Source organism: Mucilaginibacter frigoritolerans, assembly GCF_007830615.1.
Classification (GTDB): Bacteria; Bacteroidota; Bacteroidia; order Sphingobacteriales; family Sphingobacteriaceae; genus Mucilaginibacter; species Mucilaginibacter frigoritolerans.
The window spans coordinates 646,109-669,998 of the sequence record NZ_VLLI01000001.1; the positions used below are offsets into that span (position 1 = coordinate 646,109).

The 23,890-nt window shown below is 37.5% G+C and carries 18 protein-coding genes; 13 read left to right on the top strand and 5 right to left on the bottom strand.

Translation table 11 applies throughout. The features are described 5' to 3' along the window. Positions 1-67 precede the first annotated feature (67 nt). The 5 genes from JN11_RS02705 to aqpZ all read left to right on the top strand — a co-directional run bounded on the left by JN11_RS02705 (position 68) and on the right by aqpZ (position 8,509). Positions 68-832: a 3-keto-disaccharide hydrolase gene (locus tag JN11_RS02705; protein ID WP_144909363.1), complete on the top strand. Its 765-nt coding sequence runs from the start codon at positions 68-70 to the stop codon at positions 830-832. 254 nt (positions 833-1,086) lie between these two features. Beyond that, complete coding sequence (locus JN11_RS02710; RefSeq protein WP_144909365.1) at positions 1,087-5,250, top strand: hybrid sensor histidine kinase/response regulator; 4,164 nt, start codon at positions 1,087-1,089, stop codon at positions 5,248-5,250. 108 nt (positions 5,251-5,358) lie between these two features. Next, the gene (locus JN11_RS02715) at positions 5,359-6,156 is read left to right on the top strand and encodes an NIPSNAP family protein (protein WP_144909367.1); all 798 of its coding nucleotides are present in this window, start codon (positions 5,359-5,361) and stop codon (positions 6,154-6,156) included. Beyond that, positions 6,157-7,593 carry a phytoene desaturase family protein gene (locus tag JN11_RS02720; protein ID WP_144909369.1) on the top strand — a complete coding sequence of 479 codons (1,437 nt, stop codon included), beginning with the start codon at positions 6,157-6,159 and terminating at the stop codon, positions 7,591-7,593. A 142-nt stretch (positions 7,594-7,735) separates the two neighbouring features. Continuing rightward, positions 7,736-8,509, top strand: a complete 774-nt coding sequence (aqpZ, locus tag JN11_RS02725) for an aquaporin Z (protein ID WP_144909371.1) — start codon at positions 7,736-7,738, stop codon at positions 8,507-8,509. Positions 8,510-8,585: 76 nt separating this feature from the next. On the opposite strand, the gene JN11_RS02730 is transcribed toward aqpZ, so the two are convergent. Next, positions 8,586-9,860, bottom strand: a complete 1,275-nt coding sequence (locus tag JN11_RS02730) for a hypothetical protein (protein ID WP_144909373.1) — start codon at positions 9,858-9,860, stop codon at positions 8,586-8,588. 144 nt (positions 9,861-10,004) lie between these two features. Between JN11_RS02730 and JN11_RS02735 the strand changes: the two genes are divergently transcribed. The 5 genes from JN11_RS02735 to JN11_RS02755 all read left to right on the top strand — a co-directional run bounded on the left by JN11_RS02735 (position 10,005) and on the right by JN11_RS02755 (position 15,208). Beyond that, entirely contained in the window at positions 10,005-10,667 is a 663-nt protein-coding gene (locus JN11_RS02735; RefSeq protein ID WP_144909375.1) for a LamG domain-containing protein, read from the top strand. Next, the gene (locus tag JN11_RS02740; RefSeq protein WP_144909377.1) at positions 10,664-11,518 is read left to right on the top strand and encodes an alpha/beta fold hydrolase; all 855 of its coding nucleotides are present in this window, start codon (positions 10,664-10,666) and stop codon (positions 11,516-11,518) included. Before JN11_RS02735 ends, JN11_RS02740 begins: the two co-directional genes overlap by 4 nt. Positions 11,519-11,596: 78 nt before the next feature. Further along, the gene (locus tag JN11_RS02745) at positions 11,597-13,780 is read left to right on the top strand and encodes an outer membrane protein assembly factor BamB family protein (protein WP_144909379.1); all 2,184 of its coding nucleotides are present in this window, start codon (positions 11,597-11,599) and stop codon (positions 13,778-13,780) included. Between the two features lie 131 nt (positions 13,781-13,911). Beyond that, positions 13,912-14,487, top strand: coding sequence for a TlpA family protein disulfide reductase (locus JN11_RS02750; protein ID WP_144909381.1), 576 nt, complete (start codon positions 13,912-13,914; stop codon positions 14,485-14,487). A 124-nt stretch (positions 14,488-14,611) separates the two neighbouring features. Next, the gene (locus JN11_RS02755) at positions 14,612-15,208 is read left to right on the top strand and encodes a TMEM175 family protein (protein ID WP_144909382.1); all 597 of its coding nucleotides are present in this window, start codon (positions 14,612-14,614) and stop codon (positions 15,206-15,208) included. 43 nt (positions 15,209-15,251) lie between these two features. Here the strand turns inward: JN11_RS02755 and JN11_RS02760 are convergent, their stop codons facing one another. The 3 genes from JN11_RS02760 to JN11_RS02770 form a co-directional block, all read right to left on the bottom strand. Next, a complete protein-coding gene (locus tag JN11_RS02760) occupies positions 15,252-16,085 on the bottom strand; it encodes a hypothetical protein (protein ID WP_144909384.1) in 834 nt (277 codons plus the stop codon). A gap of 66 nt (positions 16,086-16,151) precedes the next feature. Then, the gene (locus tag JN11_RS02765) at positions 16,152-16,649 is read right to left on the bottom strand and encodes a hypothetical protein (RefSeq protein ID WP_144909386.1); all 498 of its coding nucleotides are present in this window, start codon (positions 16,647-16,649) and stop codon (positions 16,152-16,154) included. A gap of 138 nt (positions 16,650-16,787) precedes the next feature. Next, positions 16,788-17,564 (bottom strand): outer membrane beta-barrel protein, encoded by a 777-nt coding sequence (locus JN11_RS02770; protein WP_144909388.1) that lies wholly within the window; start codon positions 17,562-17,564, stop codon positions 16,788-16,790. 371 nt (positions 17,565-17,935) lie between these two features. On the opposite strand from JN11_RS02770, the gene pta reads away from it, so the two are divergent. After that, positions 17,936-20,032, top strand: coding sequence for a phosphate acetyltransferase (pta, locus tag JN11_RS02775; protein ID WP_144909390.1), 2,097 nt, complete (start codon positions 17,936-17,938; stop codon positions 20,030-20,032). A gap of 21 nt (positions 20,033-20,053) precedes the next feature. Beyond that, on the top strand, positions 20,054-21,250 hold the full coding sequence (locus tag JN11_RS02780) for an acetate/propionate family kinase (RefSeq protein WP_144909393.1): 1,197 nt from the start codon (positions 20,054-20,056) through the stop codon (positions 21,248-21,250). Here JN11_RS02780 and JN11_RS02785 read toward each other — a convergent pair. Then, on the bottom strand, positions 21,247-22,176 hold the full coding sequence (locus JN11_RS02785) for an AraC family transcriptional regulator (protein WP_144909395.1): 930 nt from the start codon (positions 22,174-22,176) through the stop codon (positions 21,247-21,249). The genes JN11_RS02780 and JN11_RS02785 overlap by 4 nt on opposite strands. Positions 22,177-22,365: 189 nt before the next feature. On the opposite strand from JN11_RS02785, the gene JN11_RS02790 reads away from it, so the two are divergent. Beyond that, positions 22,366-23,886: an aldehyde dehydrogenase family protein gene (locus JN11_RS02790; protein ID WP_144909397.1), complete on the top strand. Its 1,521-nt coding sequence runs from the start codon at positions 22,366-22,368 to the stop codon at positions 23,884-23,886. Positions 23,887-23,890 lie beyond the last annotated feature (4 nt).

Below are 23,890 nucleotides of genomic sequence, written 5' to 3' on the forward strand. Positions count from 1 at the left end.
GGTTTGTCCACCAATTATTACTAATTATTTGCTATTGATCCAGAATAAACCAATAAAACCTACTAAAATGAAATATCAAATTTTGTTTACTGCATTATTATCAGGCAGCTTTTTTATGGCAAATGCACAACAGGCCAAACCTGAAGATACCGAAACATGGGATCCTATCCCTAAAGTGGTTACACCGGGTGACTCGTTCAGAGATGCACCGTCAGATGCTATTATTTTGTTTAATGGAAAAAATCTCGACGAATGGGTTCAGGCTGATGATCAATCACCCGCTAAATGGGATGTAGATGGAAATATCCTTACGGTAAATAAAAAATATGGTAATATTGAAACCAAAAGAAAGTTTACCAACTACCAACTTCACCTTGAGTGGCGGGTACCTGCCAGTATTACAGGCTCGGGACAGGCTCGCGGCAATAGTGGTGTGTTTTTAGCATCATTAGGTAAAGGTGATGCCGGCTATGAGTTACAGGTTTTAGATTCATATAACAATAAAACTTATGTTAATGGGATGGCCGGTAGTATTTACAAACAAGCTATTCCGTTAGCTAACCCAGGCAGAAAGCCGGGTGAATGGCAGACTTATGACGTGGTTTGGACCGCTCCAACTTTTAATGAAGATGGTACGGTAAAAACCAAAGCCAGGGTAACGGTATTTTTTAACGGTGTATTGGTTGAAAATAACTTCGAATTGCTGGGCCCAACATTATATATTGGTAAACCAGCATATAAGCAACATGGCCCCGCATCAATAAAACTACAAGCTCACGGCGATAAAAGCGAACCGCTAAGCTATCGTAATATTTGGGTTAGAGAACTGTAAGTTTATTTAACCCTATAGTTAATGGTTCATTATTTATGGTTCTAAAGCCGTAAATAATGAACCATTTTTTTTGACCTTAATTTAGTAAAGTACTATGCATGGGTGTTTAGATTGTTGATTATTGTAATAGTATTCCACAAACATAGGTTTCAGTTGTAACGTATAAAGAGAGGCAGTGATTAACCTCAAACAGTTACGTATCTTTGTATTACCAGCAATATATTATAACCTGATAAAAACTACATTTACTTATAGTGAAAATATACAAATACCTTGTATTCTCTGTATTGATATTTTATGGAATGTCAGCCTTTTGCCAAAATCAGACCCTTAAGTTTGACCATATTGGCACAAGCGAGGGGTTGTCGCAAATTAATGTGAACAGCATTATTCAGGACACGCGTGGCTTCATGTGGATCGGCACCAGGAACGGCTTAAACAGGTATGATGGGTATAAATTTATTATCTACCGTTATGATTCGTCTGATCCTAATACCTTAAGCAATAACATGGTTACAGATGTTGTTGAGTCTCCGGATGGGAATATTTGGATTGCTACCCAAAGTGGGCTTAACATGTTTGAATGGAGCACGGGTAAGTTTACCCGGTATTTACATGATGAACATAACCCTAAAAGTATTGCAAACAATATCATCAACCGATTATTATTCGACAAAAAAGGGAATTTATGGGTTGCGACACAAAATGGCGGGTTAGATTGCTTGGACGTTAAGAAAGGAGTGTTTCATCATCACTTTCATTCAAATACTGATGAAAATAGTATAAGCGACAATAATATCCGCACGGTATTTGAAGATTCGGAGCATAATATTTGGGCCGGAACATCAGTAGGTGGTTTAAATCTTTTTAATCCGGAAAGCAACACCTTTTCAAACTTTTATTATACTGATCCACTTACGCATGCCGCCCTGGCGAAAAATATTATCTGCATTATTGAAAATGATAGTAACCAATTGTGGATAGGGTCGCAGGACGATGGCCTTTATTTGTTTAACAAAATTACTAAAACGTTTAAGCGCATAAAATATAACGAAACTAATTTAAACGATGTTTCGAGTAAAACTATTTACAGTTTAAAAAAAGATGATAACGGAAATTTGTGGATTGGTACTGAAAACGAGGGGCTTGCAATTTTAAATCCCTTTACAGGGAAATATTATAGCTACAAACATGATGAGGTTGATAATAACACTATTAACGGAAATTCTATCTATTCTATTTGTAAAGATCGCCTCGGGAATATGTGGCTGGGGGCATTTAGTGGTGGTATCAATCTCTTAAAAAAGACTACCGGAAGTTTTACTCTTTATAGGCATAATTCATCAATTAATAGTTTATCCAATAATTTTGTGCTTGATATTTGCGAAGATAAAAGCAAGAATATTTGGATAGCTACCGATGGTGGCGGCTTAAATAAGTTTAATCCGCAAAGTGGTTTATTTAACAGCTACAAACAGCCTCTTCCTGGCAAAAAAGGTATATCGGGCAATTATATTCTGATCGTTAGCCCTGATGATGACGGCAACCTTTGGGTTGGTACCTGGGGAAATGGCATAACTGTTTTTAATCCTAAAAACAACACGTTCAAATACTTTAATAAAAATGCCCAGGTAAATAAGGGATTGGATGGGAACAATGTTTATAATTTAATTCACACACGCGACCAAAAAACCTGGATAAGTGTTTTTGGCGGCGGACTAAATTGTTACGATAAAAATACTAATACGTTTAAATACTACACTTTTGATGTAAATAACCCTAAAGGTATAAACAGCAACTATGTTTATTCTTTGTATGAAGATACAAAAGATAACTTATGGATAGGAACCTCTGATGCGGGGTTAAATTTATTAAATCGAAAAGACAATACTTTTACTCACTTTCAACACGACGAAAAAAAGAATAGCATAAGCAATAACGGAGTAACTGATATTTTTGAAGACAGCAAGGGGCATTTATGGTTGTGTACACTGGCTGGGCTCGATTTATTTGATCCGGTTACTAAACATTTTACCACATACGACAAGAAACGGGGCTTGCCAAGCGACATTATCTACTCAATAAAAGAAGATAACAATGGAAAATTGTGGGTGAGTACAAATAGTGGCCTTTCGGAATTTGACCCGGTAAAAAATACGTTCAGGAATTATACTACGGAAGACGGATTACAAGGGGATGAATTTAAGCCTCACTCGTCATTAAAAAGCAGCGACGGAAAGTTGTATTTTGGTGGTATAAATGGCTTTAATATTTTTTCTCCCGATCAGATACTGAAGCCCAATGCATTTTCACCATTAGTGATTACCTCCTTTTCAGTATTCAATAAGCCGCTTACTATTGCAAAAAACAGCAAAGATTCATCTCCATTAAAAAATGATATAACCGATACTAAGTCTATTACGCTGTCTTACCGGCAATCCGTTATTTCAATGGAATTTTCTGCGCTTGATTTTGGATCAGCAGATAAAAAAGAATACGCATTTAAACTGGAGGGGCTTGATAAGGATTGGAACAATGTTGGTAGTCGTAATACTGCTTCATACATCAATTTGCCACCGGGGGAGTATCTGTTTAATATAAAATATAAAAATGCATCAGGCAGATGGTCTCCTGTAGTTAGCGCACTTAAAATTACTATTGTACCCCCGTTTTGGTTAACATGGTGGTTTGAACTTATGGCTGTATTATTAATAGTTGGAGGGATATACGGAGCATTTAAAATCAGGGTTAGGACTATTAAAACACAAAAAATTGCTCTTGAAAAGCAAGTTAGGGAGCGTACAGAAAGCCTGGCAAAAATGACTGAGAATGAAAGGCGATCAAGAGAAGCTGCGGAAAAAGCACGTGAAGATGCCGAGAATGCTAATAAAGCTAAAAGTATCTTTCTGGCTACTATGAGCCATGAAATACGAACTCCAATGAATGGGGTAATTGGAATGGCGGCATTACTTTCGAGTACTCAGCTAACAAATGAACAGGAGGAATATGCGGAAACCATAAAAAGCTGTGGTGAGGCTTTATTGACTGTAATTAACGATGTACTTGATTTTTCGAAGATTGAATCGGGGAGCATGGATCTGGAGGCCCAGGATTTTGATTTGCGTGATTGTATAGAAGGCGTTCTGGATATTTTTGCAGAAAAGGCATCGTCTGTTGATTTGGTTTATCAGATAGACAATAATGTACCTGGCCAGATTATAGCCGATCCGTTAAGGCTTAGACAAGTTTTAATTAATCTGGTGAGTAATGCAATGAAATTTACCAGCAAAGGTGAAGTATTTATAAGCGTTAAACTAGTTAAACAGGAAGATGAGGAGCTTGTGCTGCAATTTAGCGTAAGAGATACAGGAATTGGAATCCCTGCTGATAAATTGGATAAATTGTTTAAAGCATTTTCGCAGGTTGATTCAAGTACAACACGTAAATATGGAGGTACGGGACTTGGTTTGGCAATTAGCGAAAAGCTGGTTAAATTAATGGGTGGAGATATAACAGTTGAAAGCGAAACTGGAATTGGTACAACTTTTTCATTTACTATAAAGTCGAAAGCAGGGTTAAAGGCACAAAGAAACTACGTGTATTTAAATATGGATGAGCTTATCGGTAAACGTATTTTAATAGTTGACGATAATGAAACTAATAGAAATATTCTTAAAACCCAGCTGGAGCAATGGAAGTTTGAGCCGATATTGGCTGAGTCGGGAGAGGAAACCTTAAAAATTATTTCATCGGGCAAAAAAATAGATCTCCTTATATCAGATATGAATATGCCGACTATGGATGGTATTCAACTGGCAAAAGAAATAAAGAAAAAACAACCTGATGTACCCATAATATTATTGAGCTCAATGGGTAATGAGCAAAGCAAAAAGGAGAGTCATTTGTTTAATGCCATTTTGAATAAGCCAGCCCGGCATCATATATTATATAAGCACATTGCTGAGGTACTAAAGGCAAATGGAACTGTTATAAAAGAAACACAACCTGTTCAATCGCAATTTTCAATAGAATTTGCAGCTAAGTATCCGCTGAATATTTTAATTGCCGAAGATAATCTGGTGAATCAAAAGCTGGCCAAGCATATATTTACCAAAATGGGTTATGCACCAGATATGGCCGAAAATGGTCATGTGGCAATAAATGCTATGATTAATAAAAGGTACGATATTATATTTATGGATGTACAAATGCCAGAAATGGATGGACTCGAAACCACCCGTTTTATTCGCGATCATATGGAATATCAGCCCATAATTGTTGCTATGACCGCAAATGCATTGCCAGAAGATAGGGATATATGTCTTAAAGCCGGCATGAACGATTATTTAAGCAAGCCCATGAAAATTACAGGTATTATGGATGTTTTGGAAAAATGGGGAAAGCATATAAATAATTAATTAACGATTTTTGCCTTTGGAGCATTGATGTTTAGTGTTTGTAACTAAAATGTTCCGTTTTTTATAAATGTAAATAGATAAATTTACAACAATACAATTACCTTAATTATGAGATCTGTAAGCAAACACCTCGCCCTTTATTGTTTGAGTTTTTTTCTTTTTCTTATAAGTATTTGCTCATTTGCAAATGCTAGTGCAACCGGGAAATATTATTATGAGATAAAGATATATCACCTTAAAACACAGGCACAGGAAGACAGGCTTGATCAATACCTGCAAAATGCATATTTGCCTGCATTACATAGGCTGGGAATAAAAAATGTAGGAGTGTTTAAACCGGTTGTTGGTGATACCTCAGGAAGGCGTGTGTATGTTTTTATTCCGCTCCGTACCTGGGATCAATTGGAAAATATTGATCAAAAATTAATTACCGACCAACAATACTTAACCAGTGGAGACGACTATATTAACGCTCCATATAATGAGGAACCTTATACTAGGTTGGAGACCATTGTATTGAAGGCATTTCCTAAAATGATTGCACCTGAAGTTCCAAATCTTACCGCAAATAAAATAGATCGTGTTTATGAGTTGCGCAGCTATGAAAGCGCTACCGAAAAGTATAATTTAAACAAAGTACACATGTTTAATGATGGCAATGAGGTGGCATTGTTTAAACGGCTGGGTTTTAATGCTGTATTTTATGCTGAGGTTATTGCTGGCAGCCATATGCCTAACCTAATGTATATGACCACTTTTAACAATAGGCCCGATAGAGATAAACATTGGGATACTTTTTCAAACGACCCGGAATGGAAAGCTTTAGTGGCGAAGCCGGAGTATCAGCATAATGTCTCAAAAGCTGACATCATATTTCTGCACCCAACGGTCTATTCCGATTTTTAAATGCATTTGGAAAAGCGCGATTTTGATGCAGTAGTAGTAGGAGCAGGGCCTAATGGACTGGCCGCAGCCATATTAATGCAACAGAAAGGGCTTTCCGTATTACTTATTGAAGGCAAAGAAACCATAGGCGGTGGGCTGCGATCTGCAGAGCTTACTTTGCCTGGTTATATTCACGATATATGTTCTGCAGTACATCCGCTGGCAGTAGCTTCTCCGTTTTTTGAAAAACTTCCTTTGACTGAACATGGTCTTGAATATATTTATCCGCGTTTAGCCGCTGCACATCCTTTCGACAATGGAACGACTGCTATCATAAAAACATCGTTAGAAGAAACGGCATTTTTGCTAGGGAATGATGAAGAAAACTATCTTCAACTGATGAGGCCCATTGTGAAGAACTGGCCGCTTATAGCCCCTGATGTGTTGGCTCCTTTACATTATCCTAAATATCCCTATGAAATGGCAGGTTTTGGGCTCTCAGCAATAACTTCAGCCACGTTTTTGTCAAATAGGTTTAATTCTTCAGAAGCTAAAGGATTATTAGCGGGTATGGCGGCCCATTCCATGCAGCCACTTACTAATTTAACAACATCGGCCATTGCATTAGTTTTAATGGCTTCAGCTCATTTAAAGGGCTGGCCAATACCTAAAGGGGGCTCAAATCAAATTGCTAATGCCCTTGCTTCTTATTTCTTTTCTTTAGGTGGGAAAATTCAAACAGGGTTTTATGTAAACTCATTAGAACAATTACCATCGTCACACGTGGTTTTATTTGATGTTACACCACAACAGCTTCTCAAAATTGCAGGTCATAAGTTCTCCTCTCTATATAAATGGCAACTGGAACGATACCGATATGGAATGGGCGTTTTTAAGATTGACTGGGCACTTGATGCACCAATACCTTTTAAAGCTACCGAATGCCGTGATGCAGGTACTGTTCATATCGGTAATACTATTGAGGAGATTGCTTTTTCTGAACAGCAGATTTGGGATGGTAAAGAAGCTGAAAAGCCCTTTGTACTGCTATCGCAACCAAGTTTGTTCGATATCTCAAGAGCCCCCGTCGGTAAACATACTGCATGGGCGTATTGCCATGTTCCGAAAGGTTCAAAAAAAGATATGACTACTATTATTGAAGATCAGGTAGAACGTTTTGCACCCGGATTTAAAAGAATCATACTGGCGAAACATACAATGGATTCTGCCCAAATGGAAGAATATAATCCCAATTACATTGGTGGTGATATAAATGGCGGGGTGATTGATATAGGTCAGCTATTTACCCGTCCTGCATTACGATGGTCACCATACAAAACTTCAGCAAAAGGAATTTATATCTGTTCTTCCTCAACTCCGCCTGGAGGTGGGGTGCATGGCATGTGTGGTTATCATGCTGCAAAAAAGGCATTGAAAGATGTTTTTAAAATTCAATAAATATCATATCTATACTTTCTTTTCTGATCGTCAGGTGAAAATTAATTATGATTTTTAGTTAATAATTATTGATGTAAAGTGCTGGTAATTAATAAATAGTTACATATATTTAATCATTTGTAAACCTTAACATTGATAAATTATGGAAACTAAACCACTAACAAAGTACATTGCCGAGTTTATCGGCACATTTTGCCTTGTATTATTTGGCTGCGGATCAGCAGTAATTGCGGGTGCTAACATACCCAATGTCTTTGTTTCTGGCATTGGTTTGTTAGGTATTTCACTTGCATTTGGTGTTAGCGTAGTTGTAATGGCCTATACCATCGGCCCAATTTCAGGCTGTCATATTAATCCGGCTATTTCTATTTCAATGCTTGCTGCAGGTAAATTATCATTTAAAGATACACTGGGATATGTAATATTTCAATGTATAGGCGCTATTGCTGCCTCGGGTGTATTGTATTTAATTGTTTCAGGGCAACCAGGCTTTGTTTTGGGTAAATATGGGTTAGGTGCAAATGGCTGGGGCGAAGGTTATCTGGGCCAATACTCCACTCAATCGGCTTTTATAGCAGAAACCGTATTTACTTTTTTGTTCCTGATTGTAATATTTGGCACTACCGCTAAACGTGCAAACCCAGGCATGGCTGGTCTTGCCATTGGTTTGTCGCTAACTTTAATTCACCTGGTAGTAATACCTATAACAGGCACATCGGTAAACCCCGCCAGAAGCCTGGGGCCTGCAATATTTGACGGTGGTGCGGCTTTGAGCCAATTATGGCTTTTTATAGTTGCGCCAATATTGGGTGGCTTATTAGCCGCAGCTTTTTGGAAAGGTATTTTGGAAGAGAAAGAAACTATTACCAAGAAGGTTGTTGAAGTACATGATGACCTTTCAATTAACAGGACATAACGCCGTTTTTATTTCTCCGGTTAGATATTGTAATCGGAGAAATTTTTAAAATGCTCTATTAAAGGAAAACTTTTTATTAAAATTGATTGTAATAAGTTCCTTTTTTCGGAGTGGATAACTTTACATTTTTTATCTGGGCCGTACCTTCCGATTCAAATCGTATACCTACAATTTCACCCAGAGTATGTTGTTGAGGCATATTTATAATGAGTTTATCATTCAAATATATTTTAAAATGATGATTTTGAACACTGCATTTCAAAGTTTGAAACTGGCTGAAATCACATCCAAAACTCCGTAGGTCATGCGTTTTACCGCTTATCCAAACATCGCCGGTAAGGAGGTCGATAGATGAAATACAACCCTTATCTACCAGTGGAATAATAATGGCGTTCCCGGTTCCTAATAATACCACGTTAATCCGCCGACAAACGGATGCTTCCATTGATGAGGAATTTCTAAGGGTAGTTTCAAAAACGAAATTGCTGGCATCTATATCTTTAAATTCTCTTACGTTGGCAAATTTTGTCCATGTGTCATTAAAAACAGGCGAGCCTGTTTTTTGCTTTAAGGTACTATCAGATATACCCATGTAGCCGTTCCCTTTTATCTCGTTTTCTGAAAGATAAAGCGGGATAGGCGATTTTTCAATCATTCCTTTCCATCCTTGTGTTTTTATAAAAAGGGGGCGTTGTTTTAAAACCTTGCCATCTGCAATCAGTTTAGCAATAAAAAAGCCTGGCTCGTAGTAAATTGAGGTATGCTGTTTGCCATTTACGGCCACTTTATCTGTTAGCCTTGGGTCCCATGATTGCTGGATGAAAACACTATCTGGATTTAATCCGTCAACGTCATAATTAAAAATTACAGAGTTTGGCAGGTTATCGGAAACCTTTATGGCTTCGAATTTAATTTTTGAGAGATTGATTTGCTTCGGTACTTTTTTTAATGACAACCAGGTAAATCCAATAGCGATAAGAATTATAAAAAATAATGATACCGGTACCACTATTTTGCGGGATGATGGAACGGTATTTACAATTTTAACTTCTTTTTGAGGTAACTGAAGTAATTCATTATCCTGGTTCTTCTGGCGGAAATCACGCCAGTTCTCATAACCGATATAGCCCGCAAGTGCGTTTAGCGTTGCACCGGTAGGGAAGTTTTCATAGCGCACCTTACCCCATATCCGTTTAAGGGTTGATACACTGAGCTGCACTTTCGTTTTATCAAATATCTTTTCACTAAGCTGTTCAAAATCATCATTACTCCAGATAATACTATCGCCCCAGTTGAGTGACTGCTCAATAAATTTTCGGCACAGCATCAGTAATTGTTTTTCTTTTTCCATTTGAGGAGAAAATTAGCTACAAGCAATTTAATTATTTACTATCAGGTCCGTTTTATCCAAATTGAACAAAATTGAAATGGCTTTGAATAATGAATTTAATATGGTTTAAGGAGTTTTGATTTAAAATTAAAATCTAATCACACAATGAACAAATTTTTATTCAGCACAACGTTATTACTAATGATAGCCTGTGCATCAGCCATAAAAGCTCAAAATAATTCCGCAACCTATAACTATTCAGTTATTAAATCTAATGACTGGGTAATACCCCGAAATGATACAGTGGATTACACTTTTAATGAATATTTGGGCCAAAAGGCCCTCTTAATGAAAAGAAAATATGGTAATTATAAAGCGGGAACTCCTATTTATCCCAGAAATTTAAATTTTAAGGACGGTGTAATAGAATTAGATATTGCCTGGCCGGGAACCAAAGGTGGCTATGTTGGTTTTGCCTTTCGAATTAAAGATGCACATCATTACGAAACGGTTTATTTCAGACCCGAAAGTTCAGGAACCATTAATGCTATACAATATATGCCCGAGAAAAAAGCTGATTTTAACTGGTGGGATTATGAAAACGATAAATACCAGGCCAAGGCCACACTGCCTATGCACACATGGTTTCACGTAAAAGCAATTGTAAAAGGTAGCACAGTGCAGGTTTTTGTAAATAATGAAACAAAGCCGTCACTTGTTTATAATCATTTAGATAGCAGCTTAAAAAGTGGTTCTGTAGGCTATTGGTTTGGTAACAGTAGTGATAGTGCCTATAAAAATTTAATAGTAAAAGCCTTTAAAAGATGAAAGAGAAATTCAGAATAATTTACAGCCTGTTTATCTTAACGATGATAGCAAAAGCGATAAATGCACAGTCAACTGTTCCATATGGAAATAACTCGGATGCAGGGCATTATTTGAAAATGGATGATAGTACCAAAATCTACTATGAAGTTTATGGTAATGGAAGACCCGTAGTGTTATTACATGGGGGCTTATTCGGTGATATTTCAGAATATGAAAAACTGATACCTAAACTGAGCGAGCATTTAAAGGTAATAACCATTGAAACCAGGGGGCACGGAAAATCGGAAATAGGTAATAAACTGTTTACTTATGAATTAATGACGCAGGACGCCTATTCTGTAATTAAGCATGAGACCAGCGACAGCACCATAGTTATAGGATTTAGTGATGGTGCAGTTATTGCCATGACTTTAACTATAGCACATCCCGAATTGGTTAGAAAAATGATATTTGCCGGGGGAAATGTTTCTTTAGAGGATTACAGGCCGGGCGTATGGGAAGACTTGAAAAATTTAACTGGTAAATCAATAGAGCGGGATTACCCCGATTTTGTAAAAGATCGAAAAAAAATGATGCCTCAACCGGACCGATGGAATGATTTTGTGGAGAAATTAAAACATGCCTGGCTTAATCAAACAAAGATTGAACCAGCACAATTAAAAACTGTTAAATGCCCTGTACTGGTTGTTGGTGGAGATAGAGATCAATATAATGCTCCCGATAATTTTTTAAGTGTTTATAAATCGCTGCCCAATGCAGCTTTGGCAATCATCCCTAATTCAGATCATATTGTTTTTTATAGGAGACCCGATTTGATGGAAGATATTGTGATACCATTTGTTAAAGAGTAACGGGAATTATATTTTAATGGGTTTTGTTTTTAATTTAATGTGATTAGCTTTAATCTGTTAAACCTTTAAACCCATTACATGAAAGTTTCTATTCGCTTGATTTTATTGTTATATACAGTGTGCCTTGTTATTTCCTGTAAAAAACATTTAACACGAGATTATAGCGGCTGGCAAACTTATGCAGGTACAAAAGAGGGTAACAGGTATTCATCGGATGATCGGATAAACAAAGCGAATGTAAACCAGCTTAAAATAGCCTGGATATATAGTTCTAATGATAAGGATAGTGCTAACAGGAGCCAGAATCAATGTAATCCTATCATTGTAAATGGTATTCTTTATGGTACGAGTCCTAAATTGAAATTGTTTGCGCTGGATGCTGCTACGGGGAAGCAAAAGTGGATGTTTGATCCAGCCAAACAACCGGGAGCAAAGGGTGACGATCCTATGACTTATTATAAAGTGTGCAGAGGAGTGGTTTATTGGGAGGATGATAATGGGAATAATAAACGCATATTTTATAGCGCCGGATCAAAAACCTATGCTATTGATGCTGAACAGGGTGAACTTATTAACAGTTTTGGTAAAGGTGGATATATTGATTTGACGGAAGATCTTGGGCGAAAAACAAATTCTTATGTATCGGGAACTACGCCCGGAATAATTTATAAAAATTTATTGATTATGGGTGCCCGAGTGGCAGAATCGGAAGATGCAGCGCCGGGGCATATCAGAGCTTATGATGCGTTGACCGGTAAACTAAAATGGATATTCCATACCATTCCTCATCCCGGCGAAAAAGGCTTTGAAACATGGCCGGATAGCACGGCCTGGAAGCGTTTAGGTGCTGCCAATAATTGGGCGGGTATGGCATTAGATGAAAAAAGAGGAATAGTTTACGTGCCAACCGGATCAGTTGGTGGAGATTTTTATGGAGGTAACCGTAAGGGGCCTGATTTGTATGCTAATTGTTTGCTGGCCATGGATGCAGCTACAGGTAAATACATCTGGCATTATCAGGTAGTACACCATGATTTGTGGGACAGAGATCTGCCTGCCAATCCAAACCTTGTTACCCTAAAACATAACGGGAAAACAATTGATGTAGTGGCACAAATCACTAAACATGGATATATTTTTGTGTTCGACCGTACTAACGGTAAACCGATATTCCCGATAGAGGAAAAACCTGTTCCGCAAAATGCTTTGCCTGGCGAGCAACCCTGGCCAACGCAGCCAATTCCCACTTTACCACAGCCTTTTGCCCGGCAGCATTTTGGGCCAGAAGATGTAACTGATCTTAGCTCTGAAACGCATCATTATATGATGGAGAAATATAACAAGGTTAAATACAATGCCATGTTTACGCCACCAAGTAAGGATGGCGCATGGATTTTTCCTGGATTTGATGGCGGTGGTGAGTGGGGTGGGGCAGCTGTTGATCCGGAAACAAAAGTGATGTACATCAGCAACACGGAACTGCCCTGGGCACAGGTGATGATTGATGTGCCTAAAAATACTGATGATCATTCGTTACAAGGCGTTGGGCATAACGTTTATAACAAGTATTGCATATCGTGTCACGGACCTGAATTAAAAGGAAACGGTAATGCTTATCCATCTTTAGTGAATTTGAATAAAAAATATAATGAGCAGCAGGTAAGCCAAATTATAGCTAACGGACGTAATATGATGCCATCCTTTAAACAGATTCCGGCTGATGAAAGAAAAGCCTTGTTAGTTTTTGTTTTAAAATTACCAGAAAATGCTTTAGTAAGTAAAGTTTTGTCCAAAGAGCCGGTTTCATCAACCCCCAATAAATTTAACCCAATATCTTATACCATGAATGGATACAACCGCTTTTTAGATAAAGACGGTTATCCAGGAATTAAACCACCCTGGGGCTGTTTGGATGCAGTAGATTTAAACTCTGGAAAACTTTTATGGAAAGTGCCTTTAGGCGAATATCCTGAACTCACTAAAAAAGGTATCCCTATTACCGGAACAGAATTATATGGCGGCCCTTTAGTAACAAAAGGAGGACTGGTATTTATCGCTGCTACAAAAGATGAAAAGATAAGGGCCTTTGATAAGCATACCGGTAAACAGTTATGGGAGGCTAAGCTCCCTGCTGCCGGTTATGCAACTCCAGCAACTTATTCTATTAATGGAAAGCAATTTGTAGTGATTGCCTGTGGTGGTGGTAAAACCGGCAGTAAATCAGGTGATGGTTATGTTTGTTTTTCATTGGCTGATAAATAAATTGGACGTTGCATCTTCAATAACGAATGTTTATTGGTACGATGCATTTGCTAAATACTTATGTAATAATATATTTGACATTTGGCCTGAAATTGGCATAATTGTAATAAATTATAAGAATTTAAAAACAGATGAAAACATCACTCAAATACATTAAACTATTTATAGCTGCTTTATTTTTAATCACAACTGCTGCTGCTAAAGGTAACTACATGAAAATGCCTGTGGACAGTATGCTAAATGATAAAGCGCCTGATTTTGTGTTGAAAGACATTAATGGCAAAACCGTTTCATTGGCAGACTATAAAGGAAAAGTACTGGTACTTGATTTTTGGGCCACATGGTGTGTGCCTTGCAGAGAATCGTTCCCAGCTACACAAAAGGTTTTGAACAAGTATAAGGATGACCCTACCGTAAGTTTCCTTTTTATTGATACTCGTGAAAAGACAGATAATTACATCGATTTGATAAAAAAGTTTCTGGACGAAAATCACTATACTTTTAAAGTAATACTGGATGAGAAAGGTCCCGATGGAATTCAGAATAAAATATACAAGCAATATGTAATGCCCGGCATCCCTACTAAATTTATTATTGACAAAAATGGTGTAATACGTTTTAAGGTTATCGGTTTTAATCCAAATTTGACGGAAGACGACGTAATAAAAGAACTTTCCGGAATGATAGCAACTGCAAGGAAATCATAAAAATAAATTATAGGGTTATTTCCATTTATTGAAATAGGCTAGCATGAAATTGAATTACGAACTGCATTTATAGTGCAGTTTTGTATTTTTATGGCTATAATTAGTGCTTTGTATAAAGAATGTTATGGAAAAAGGACGCTTAGAAGCTTTTAGCGATGGTGTAATTGCTATAATTATTACCATTATGGTTTTAGAGTTAAAAGTGCCTTTAAAGGCGGATATAGCCTCCCTGCTTTTATTATATCCCGTTTTTTTAAGTTACATCCTTAGTTTTATTTATGTGGGCATTTACTGGAACAATCACCATCATACTGTGCAGGTTGTTGAATCGGTAAACGGTACCATATTGTGGGCAAATATGCATTTGCTGTTTTGGCTCTCTCTTATTCCTTTTGTTACAGCATGGATGGGCGAAAACCATTTTGCTCTATGGCCGGTTATCTGTTATGGTATAGTTCTTTTAATGAATGCCATAGCTTATGCAATTTTAATATTCACACTAATCAGGCATCACGGTAAAAACTCTTTGTTGGCCCAAGCCATTGGAAAGGATAGGAAAGGGAATATTTCTATTGTTATTTATGCCGTTGCTATCGCTTTTTCATGGCTTAATTCTAAGATAAGTATTGGATTGTACATTTTGGTGGCCTGTATCTGGTTTATTCCGGATAAAAGGATAGAAAAGAAAATAGGAATTGCGGAGCCTCCCTGTAAAGAATAAATATTAAAAACCCCTCAATCAAATTGACTAAGGGGTTTTTAGTTTAGTGTCCGTTTGCCGGTTGTTTGTTTTTCGTTAAATATGAAGCTATATCTTTTATAGATCCGGATGGTTTTTTCTCCATTCCCAGGGCGAACCACAAAGCCAAAATGGCTCCATAACTGCCTCCACGTTCTACCCATTCAAATATTTCATAATGAGGATAAAATAATTCACTGGCCATTTTCCAGATAAGAAAAACGATTAATATGGATCTTACTGGTTTAATCAATACAATGATTGCTGCTGCAATTTCAAGTGCTCCAATTAATGTTGCTGTGCCCTGTGGATTAGTAAAACCAAGCATCGAATATTGACTAATCAAGCCTTTCTTCTCTATCAGGTTTAACCAACCATGCCCGGCCAGTAACAGAAAAACTACAAACCTCAAACAAAGAACAACCTGTTTAAGTGTTTTTTCATCGGGTTGGGCAGAAGGGGAAATAGGAGTAAACAAGCTTTTTAAATTGAATTGAACACCACCAGAAAATATCAAAAGTGCCATTGGTGCGCCAAAATTTCCCGCACGTTCAATAAATTCAGCAAATGGCTCGCCGGATAAGGGACGGAGCAGGGCTGTCACAATTCCCCATAAAACCAGCCATAAAGGGATTATCCTTAAAGGGTATATTAAGATAATAATGCCCAGAATTATATCACACAGACCTAATACCGGCATCAGCTGATAGGCCATCACCTTACCAATACCAAAAACGGCAAAGTAATTAACCCATATAGGTTTGGTAATTATGCCAAATGAACCGTGGCCAATAAAACACATGGCTGTAGCAAAGCGTAATGTATAATGTATTTTGTGTTGAAGATTTAAATTCGACATCAGTATATTAATAGTTGTTGAATTCAGTTTTAGTCTGAATATAGGTCTGTTGTAAAAAGTAGTTAATTAACACGATGTTGGATTTAGTTCTTTGGGGGGGTGCTCTGGAAGGGGAATAGAATGTTCAATGATATAACAACAGATATGCGTATTTATTGAATTAGCAATAGCAAGGGGGGGATTAAAATTAAATATACTTGCCGTAGCGTTGTAAGTGATCGAAAAATTCACTTTTCCGAAGGGGACGTGACTGTTTTTGTTTACCGGAATATCAGCTATTGCTTTGGCATTGATAATATTCTGATTAAATAACCTTGTTTTTTCATAATTGGGGATACATTTTAGATAAATGGTATCAGCGGTTAATTTGAGCTTTACATAATTATAACAAGTATTTTTAAACTGTACCTGGCCGTTTATTGATTCGTATCTTTTCCAGTTTTGCGCTGCAGAAGTATGAATTGGGACTTTTATTTCAACAAGATCACTTACGTTATACCTATTTTTACTTATTTGTTCATTAAAAAACCTGTCGGACTGATAAACAAAGTACTGATATAACAAAATATGCCCACAGATGCTGAACAGCTGCAGGCATAAAAATGATATGGCAATTAGTTTTTTCAGGATAATTTAATTTTAACTGGTTGTTGTTAAAATTATCAGAAATAAACTAAATCCAAAAATAATTCAGAATGTTTTTTATAAATGTAAGGTAATACCTAATGTTGATTGTAAAACAGTTATAGGTTGTTTAGTTACCAAACGTCCGGTTGTACCTGGGTTATCAGAATTTTGAATGGCAATTCCATCTGAGTTAACATAGTTTAACTTAAAACCAATATCCCAGCTATCACTCAGGCTATAACGAAGTCCTGCGCTTCCGCCATAAACAAAAGCTCTTGCAGTTGAAGAAAGTTGCTGAGGTTCAATATTATCTGTGGTTGAGGTATCAAACTCAACATCGGTAATAGGTGTTGACCAACTTTTCATTATACCAGCTGATGCTCTAAGGTCAAGAATGAATTTTTTGATCACAAAAGAATATTGTGGGCCAAGCATTAAAAAGCTGCTGTGGTAGCGGCCTTGTGCTGTAACAGTGGTCGACTCTTTTACAAAACTGCTATTGTATCCGTTTGAAAGGTTTGTAGCGTCATTGGTTGTAAGCTCACCCTGATCCTGAAAGGTAAAAGTTGCGCCAATACCAAAGTTTTTATATATATAAACTGCAGCATCGAACCCAAAAACAGCACCATTTTTGGCATAACCGGCACTATTATTATAATAATCAGATTTACCAAAATTACCCCCCGGCATTGATATACCGCCCTGAAAACTTAAATAACTTTTAAGTTGTTGTGGAAGGTCATCTTGTGCGCTTGCTTTGAAAGATATAAATGAAACCAGTAACGTTAAAATAGTAAGTGTTTTTTTCATGTTATTGTGCGGGGTTGTTTTCTTTTTTTGATTTATGATCATAGCCAGATGTTAAATGCATCGGTTATGCAAACGTATGAAGGATTGTATTAGTATCAATATCATTTCTTAAAAATTGTTAAATTTTGTTTGTTTCAGTCATTTTTATACTCTTTTACGAATACAGGATGTGTTTGTATTGAAGCTTCACAGTACTATGAAAAAACAAACTTTAAAACTTTTAAAGTTAAATCATTTTTTGATTACACCTAATCTTTATAAATGATACTGTTAAAGATAAATTACTGGCAATGTTTGAAGTTTTAAGTGCTAACAATGCATCCGAAAATGATATTTTTGATTTGTTAATTGAAGAAAGATCAAACGCTTCTGTTTACCATATTTGTTTACTTTAAGATTTTTAAAATCAAAGGATGATAAAGACTGTTTTTATTGCCAGTACAGAACCTTATAGCGGGAAATCTATTATATCTATTGGTTTGGTAAATATGCTTTTGGGTAAGGCTCAAAAAATAGGTTATTTCAAACCCATCATAAATCAAAATGATACTCAAAAAAGAGATGACCACATTGATACTATTTTAAGTTATTTTGATTTACCTGTGATTTATGATGATGCTTATGCATTTACCTGGCAGGAAGCAATGAGTAAGATGGAGACAGAAAGCGAAGGTGAAGTGCTAGATACCATCATTCGTAAATTTAAATATTTAGAAGAAAAATACGATTTTACTGTTGTTGAAGGTACTGATTACCTTGGTGACGGGGCTGCTTTTGAATTCGATATTAATGTACAGATCGCTAAAAACCTTCGTGCGCCGGTTATCATTGTTATATCAGGTAAGGATAAGTCTACAGCACAGATAGTTAATGGAGTGCTTACAGCTATTCACAATTTTGATGCACGCGAAACCCAGGTGCTGGCAGTTGTTGCCAACAAAATTAAGCCGGAGTTTGCAAAGGATGTTGAAGAGCTTTTGAAAGAGCAACTTTCTCCCGGAATATTATTGACAGTAATACAGGAAGATATAAGGCTGCAAAGCCCTACCATGAAAGAGATCTGCACCCGGCTTAACGGGAAATTACTTTTTGGTAAGGATCATCTTTCCAACCTGGCCGATAATTTTGTTACAGGGGCAATGCAGGTCCCCAACTTTTTAAATTATTTAAAAGAAAATGTGGTAATCATTACGCCTGGCGACCGTGGAGATATCATTATTAGTGCATTGCAGGCTAATTTATCAACCAGTTACCCCAAAGTGGCCGGTATTATACTCACAGCAGGCTACGAACCGGAAGAACCGATTATAAGGCTTATAAATGGTTTGCAAACGGTTGTCCCAATAATTGCTGTAGAGTCGGGTACTTTTCAAACCAGCAATGAAGTAGGGGCGATAAGGTCAACCATTACTGCTGATAATACTAAGAAGATTCAACTGGCCATAGATACCTTTAATAAATACATCGATGTTGCTGAGCTGGATAAACAAATTATCAAATTCAAACCATCAGGTATCACACCGCGAATGTTCCAGTATCAATTGGTGCAGTGGGCAAAGAGTGCTAAAAAACACATTGTACTGCCTGAAGGTACCGACGAAAGGATATTAAAGGCAGCAGCCCGTTTGTTAAGCCAGGATATTGTTGATTTAACCCTTTTGGGTGATGTTAATGAAATTCATGGAATTATTAAACGATTAGATATCAATTTGGATCTAACTAAAGTTAAAATAGTAAATCCGGCAGACGATGTGTATTACAATGATTATGTAAATACCCTTTATGAGCTCCGTAAAAATAAAAATGTAAATATGGAAATGGCCCGTGATATGATGACCGATGTGTCATATTTCGGAACGATGATGGTTTATAAGGGGCACGCCGATGGGATGGTATCTGGTGCGGTACACACTACACAACATACGATACGACCGGCATTGCAGTTTATCAAAACAAAACCAGGAATTTCGGTTGTTTCATCCATATTCTTTATGTGTTTGCCCGATAGGGTGTCTGTTTTTGGTGATTGTGCTGTAAATCCCAACCCAACAGCAGAACAACTTGCAGAAATAGCCATATCATCGGCAGAAAGCAGCAAACGGTTTGGTATAGAGCCAAGGGTGGCAATGCTTTCTTATTCATCAGGTACATCGGGTGAAGGGGAGGATGTGGAGAAAGTGCGGAAGGCTACAGAAATTGTACGGTTAAAACGTCCCGGTTTAAAAGTCGAAGGCCCCATACAATACGATGCCGCCGTTGACCCTGTAATAGGTAGCAGTAAGCTGCCCGGGTCGGAAGTAGCAGGTCGGGCGAGTGTTTTGATTTTTCCGGATCTGAATACCGGTAACAATACTTATAAAGCTGTGCAACGGGAAACCGGCGCATTAGCCATAGGCCCAATGTTGCAGGGCTTAAATAAACCAGTTAATGATTTAAGCAGAGGCTGTACCATTGACGATATCTTTAATACCGTAATTATTACTGCCATTCAGTGCCAGGACAATTCATAATTTGTATAAAACATCCTTTAGATGAATATTTTTGTTATTAACTCGGGCAGTAGCTCTATTAAATATCAGTTGTTTAAAATGCCATCCACCAAACCTGTTTGTAGTGGTTTGGTGGAAAGAATTGGATTGGAGGAAGGTATTATCACCCATAAAACCTTTATCCACGGCGAAGAAAAAACTTTCAAATATAACCTGGAGGTGCATGACCATGAGGTTGGTTTAAAAGAGGTGAATGATTTGCTCATAGACAAAAAAATAGGCGTAATTGAAAATGCTGATGAGATAAAAGCCGTTGGTCACCGCATAGTACATGGTGGCGAAGCATTTACTGAACCAACTATTATCACTCCCAAAGTAAAAGAAAAATTAAAACAAACTTTTCAATTGGCACCTCTACACAATCCAGCGGGATACAGAGGGATTGAGGTTGCTGAGAAGATTTTTAAGGCAGCTACCCAGATTGCAGTGTTTGATACGGCCTTTCATAAAACCATGCCTCCGGAAGCCTATCGATTTGCAATACCTAATTCCTATTACAAAGATTATAATATAAGGACATATGGTTTTCATGGTACCAGCCATAAATATGTGTCTCATCAGGCTGAAATATTTTTAAACAAAAAAGGTTTGAAGCTTATCAGTATTCATTTAGGAAATGGCTGTAGCACGGCGGCTATTAATGATGGTAAATCTATCGATACAAGTATGGGGTTTGGGCCGTTGAGCGGATTGATAATGGGTACCCGTTCTGGCGATATTGATGCAACCGTTATTTTTTACCTGGTTAATCAATTAGGATATGATATTGATCAGGTGAGTACTCTGTTAAATAAACGCAGCGGTATGCTGGGGCTAACCGGTTTTAGCGACATGCGTGATATTACTAAAGCGATAAATGAGGGTAATGCCAATGCTAAGCTTGCTTATGATATGTATGCTTATCGCATAAAAAAGTTCATCGGTGCTTACGCTGCTGCATTGAACGGATTGGATGCCATTATTTTTACAGCCGGAGTGGGTGAAAACGATGCTTTGGTAAGGGAATTAGTTTGTACTAATATGGAATATCTGGGCTTGCAGATTGATAAGGATAAAAACAAAATCAGGTCAGGTGAAACCAGGGAAATCAACAAACTGGAATCAAAGGTGAAAATTTTAGTGGTGCCAACCAATGAAGAATTGGAAATTGTTAACCAGTGTTTTGAGCTGTTGAACTAATAGTTGGCAACTAGATTTTTACGGAATTCGTTTGGCGTTATGCCTTCAACGCGTTTAAATAGTTTGAAGAAATAGCTCAGATTATTTATCCCCACAGCATATGATGCCTGGCTAATAGTAATATTTATATCCTTAAGCAGTTTTTTTGCTGCTTTTATACGTTCATGTATCACAAAATCGACCGGGCTAATACCAAATTCACGCTTAAAGCAACGGAAGAAGTTTGGCTTGCTCATACAGCACAAGCCGCTTAGTTTATCAATGGTGATCTCCTCGTGAATGTGCGCCTTTATAAATTCAACGACATAAGCAAAACGGTTGGTATTGGTATGTTTGTGATAACTATCCAATATCAATTGCCGGGCCTGGGTTTGCATCAGTCTGATCAGTAATTCCTTTAAGGTAAAATCTACCAGTACGTCTTTTGCCGAAATATTTTCGGTGCTGATACTTAATAATCTGTCAACTGTAGAGGCAATTTCATAAGTGTTTTGCAGATGAAAGCATGACAGATCAATTTTCCAGCTGTCTGCCTTTTCGGTTTTAGGGTATTTTTCGTTAAGCAGGTGCATGGTATCCTGAAGAATATCACTTTGCAGGGCAAGAGCAATACATTGAGTCGGGTTTTCGCCATTAGCATCCGGAAAATCAATCACCATTTCTTCATGTTCGGGTACTATTACTGATTCGCCTGGTAAATAATCAAACGTTTCGGTACCAAAAAGATGCATCACCTTTTTTCCACGCAGCATGGAGGTTAAAACCATATCATCAAAAACCAACTTTACTTTTTCAGATTGTTTATGCGTTTCAAAAACATTCAGCTCGCAATGTTGCATAGTATAAACCGACCGGTTCTCCACCAGTGTCAATAAATCCTTTTCGTGTTTTAGGGGCAGTAATTTGGTTTTATAATTGCGCTGCATAACCTTTTCTTACTTAGCTGTAAAAGAAATTGTCTTAGTAGTTGGCGGTAAATTGGTTAAAATAAAGTTACAAATAAAACGACACTATCACATTAATATTTTAATGCATAAAACTGATACGATACTGCATAAGTCGCTAATTACACTTCAATAAATTTACCATACCAATTATTAAAATATATAAACCACATGGAAACCCAATTAGAAGAACAACAACTTGTTGCACGACCTGCATTTAAAGATCATTACGATAATTTTATAGGGGGCGAATGGAAGGCACCAATTAAGGGCGGATACTTTGAAAGTATATCGCCTATCGACGGGAAATCATTTACAAAGGTGCCGCGTTCCGGAAAAGAAGATGTTGAACTGGCTTTAGATGCCGCACATAAGGCATTTGCCACATGGTCGCATTCCTCGCCAACCGAAAGAAGCAATGTTTTGCTAAAGATTGCCGATATTATGGAGAAAAATCTCAACCTTTTGGCCGCGGTTGAAACTATTGATAACGGCAAACCCATCCGCGAAACGATGGCTGCTGATTTGCCACTTGCAATTGACCATTACAGGTATTATGCAGGTGTCATTCGTGCCGAAGAAAGTACAGTGAGCGAGCTTGATGCTAATACTGTATCGCTTAATATTCATGAACCTATAGGTGTAGTAGGGCAGATTATTCCGTGGAATTTTCCATTATTAATGGCAACCTGGAAATTGGCACCAGCTATAGCGGCAGGTTGCACTGTAGTGTTAAAACCTGCAGAACAAACGCCTGTAAGCATTTTGTTTTTTATGGATTTGATTAAAGACGTTTTGCCAGCCGGCGTTGTTAACGTGATAAACGGATTTGGCCCTGAAGCGGGTAAGCCATTGGCCAGTTCGCCACGTGTTGCCAAAGTAGCTTTTACAGGGGAAACCACAACAGGGCGTTTAATTATGCAGTATGCATCAGAAAATCTGAACCCGGTTACCATGGAGCTTGGTGGTAAATCGCCTAATATTTTTATGCCAAGTGTGATGGATGAGGATGATGAATTCTTTGATAAGTGTTTGGAAGGCGCTGTAATGTTTGCCTTAAATCAGGGCGAAGTTTGTACCTGCCCGTCAAGACTACTGGTGCATGAATCTATATATGATCGTTTTATTGAGCGTGTAATTGAGCGAGTTGAACAAATCAAAATGGGAAACCCGCTTGATCCAACTACTATGATGGGTGCACAGGCATCAAAGGATCAGTATGAGAAGATTTTGAGCTATATCGAAATTGGTAAAAACGAAGGAGCTGAAGTGCTTACAGGTGGTGCTAAAAAGTACCTGGATGGCTTAACCGAAGGTTACTACATTCAGCCAACTATTTTAAAAGGGCACAATAAAATGCGTGTTTTTCAGGAAGAAATATTTGGCCCGGTTGTTTGCGTAACTACCTTTAAAACACCTGAAGAAGCCATTGAAATTGCTAACGATTCCCTTTATGGCCTTGGCGCCGGTGTTTGGACAAGGGATGCACATGAAATATATCAATTGCCAAGGGCCATACAAGCCGGACGCGTTTGGGTAAATTGTTATCATGCTTATCCGGCTCACGCACCGTTTGGTGGCTATAAAAAATCAGGTTTTGGTCGCGAAACACATAAGATGATGTTGAGTCATTATCGCCAAAATAAAAACATGTTGATTTCTTACGATAAGAAGAAACTCGGATTTTTTTAACAGT

Excerpts from the sequence above, each read along its gene's own strand:
- JN11_RS02720 (WP_144909369.1), top strand. The coding sequence starts at position 6,157 with ATGCATTTGGAAAAGCGCGATTTTGATGCAGTAGTAGTAGGAGCAGGG.
- JN11_RS02760 (WP_144909384.1), bottom strand. The coding sequence starts at position 16,085 with ATGTCGAATTTAAATCTTCAACACAAAATACATTATACATTACGCTTT.
- pta (WP_144909390.1), top strand. The coding sequence starts at position 17,936 with ATGATAAAGACTGTTTTTATTGCCAGTACAGAACCTTATAGCGGGAAA.
- JN11_RS02780 (WP_144909393.1), top strand. The coding sequence starts at position 20,054 with ATGAATATTTTTGTTATTAACTCGGGCAGTAGCTCTATTAAATATCAG.
- JN11_RS02755 (WP_144909382.1), top strand. The coding sequence starts at position 14,612 with ATGGAAAAAGGACGCTTAGAAGCTTTTAGCGATGGTGTAATTGCTATA.
- JN11_RS02785 (WP_144909395.1), bottom strand. The coding sequence starts at position 22,176 with ATGCAGCGCAATTATAAAACCAAATTACTGCCCCTAAAACACGAAAAG.
- JN11_RS02715 (WP_144909367.1), top strand. The coding sequence starts at position 5,359 with ATGAGATCTGTAAGCAAACACCTCGCCCTTTATTGTTTGAGTTTTTTT.
- aqpZ (WP_144909371.1), top strand. The coding sequence starts at position 7,736 with ATGGAAACTAAACCACTAACAAAGTACATTGCCGAGTTTATCGGCACA.
- JN11_RS02705 (WP_144909363.1), top strand. The coding sequence starts at position 68 with ATGAAATATCAAATTTTGTTTACTGCATTATTATCAGGCAGCTTTTTT.
- JN11_RS02770 (WP_144909388.1), bottom strand. The coding sequence starts at position 17,564 with ATGATCATAAATCAAAAAAAGAAAACAACCCCGCACAATAACATGAAA.
- JN11_RS02745 (WP_144909379.1), top strand. The coding sequence starts at position 11,597 with ATGAAAGTTTCTATTCGCTTGATTTTATTGTTATATACAGTGTGCCTT.
- JN11_RS02730 (WP_144909373.1), bottom strand. The coding sequence starts at position 9,860 with ATGGAAAAAGAAAAACAATTACTGATGCTGTGCCGAAAATTTATTGAG.
- JN11_RS02750 (WP_144909381.1), top strand. The coding sequence starts at position 13,912 with ATGAAAACATCACTCAAATACATTAAACTATTTATAGCTGCTTTATTT.
- JN11_RS02735 (WP_144909375.1), top strand. The coding sequence starts at position 10,005 with ATGAACAAATTTTTATTCAGCACAACGTTATTACTAATGATAGCCTGT.
- JN11_RS02790 (WP_144909397.1), top strand. The coding sequence starts at position 22,366 with ATGGAAACCCAATTAGAAGAACAACAACTTGTTGCACGACCTGCATTT.
- JN11_RS02740 (WP_144909377.1), top strand. The coding sequence starts at position 10,664 with ATGAAAGAGAAATTCAGAATAATTTACAGCCTGTTTATCTTAACGATG.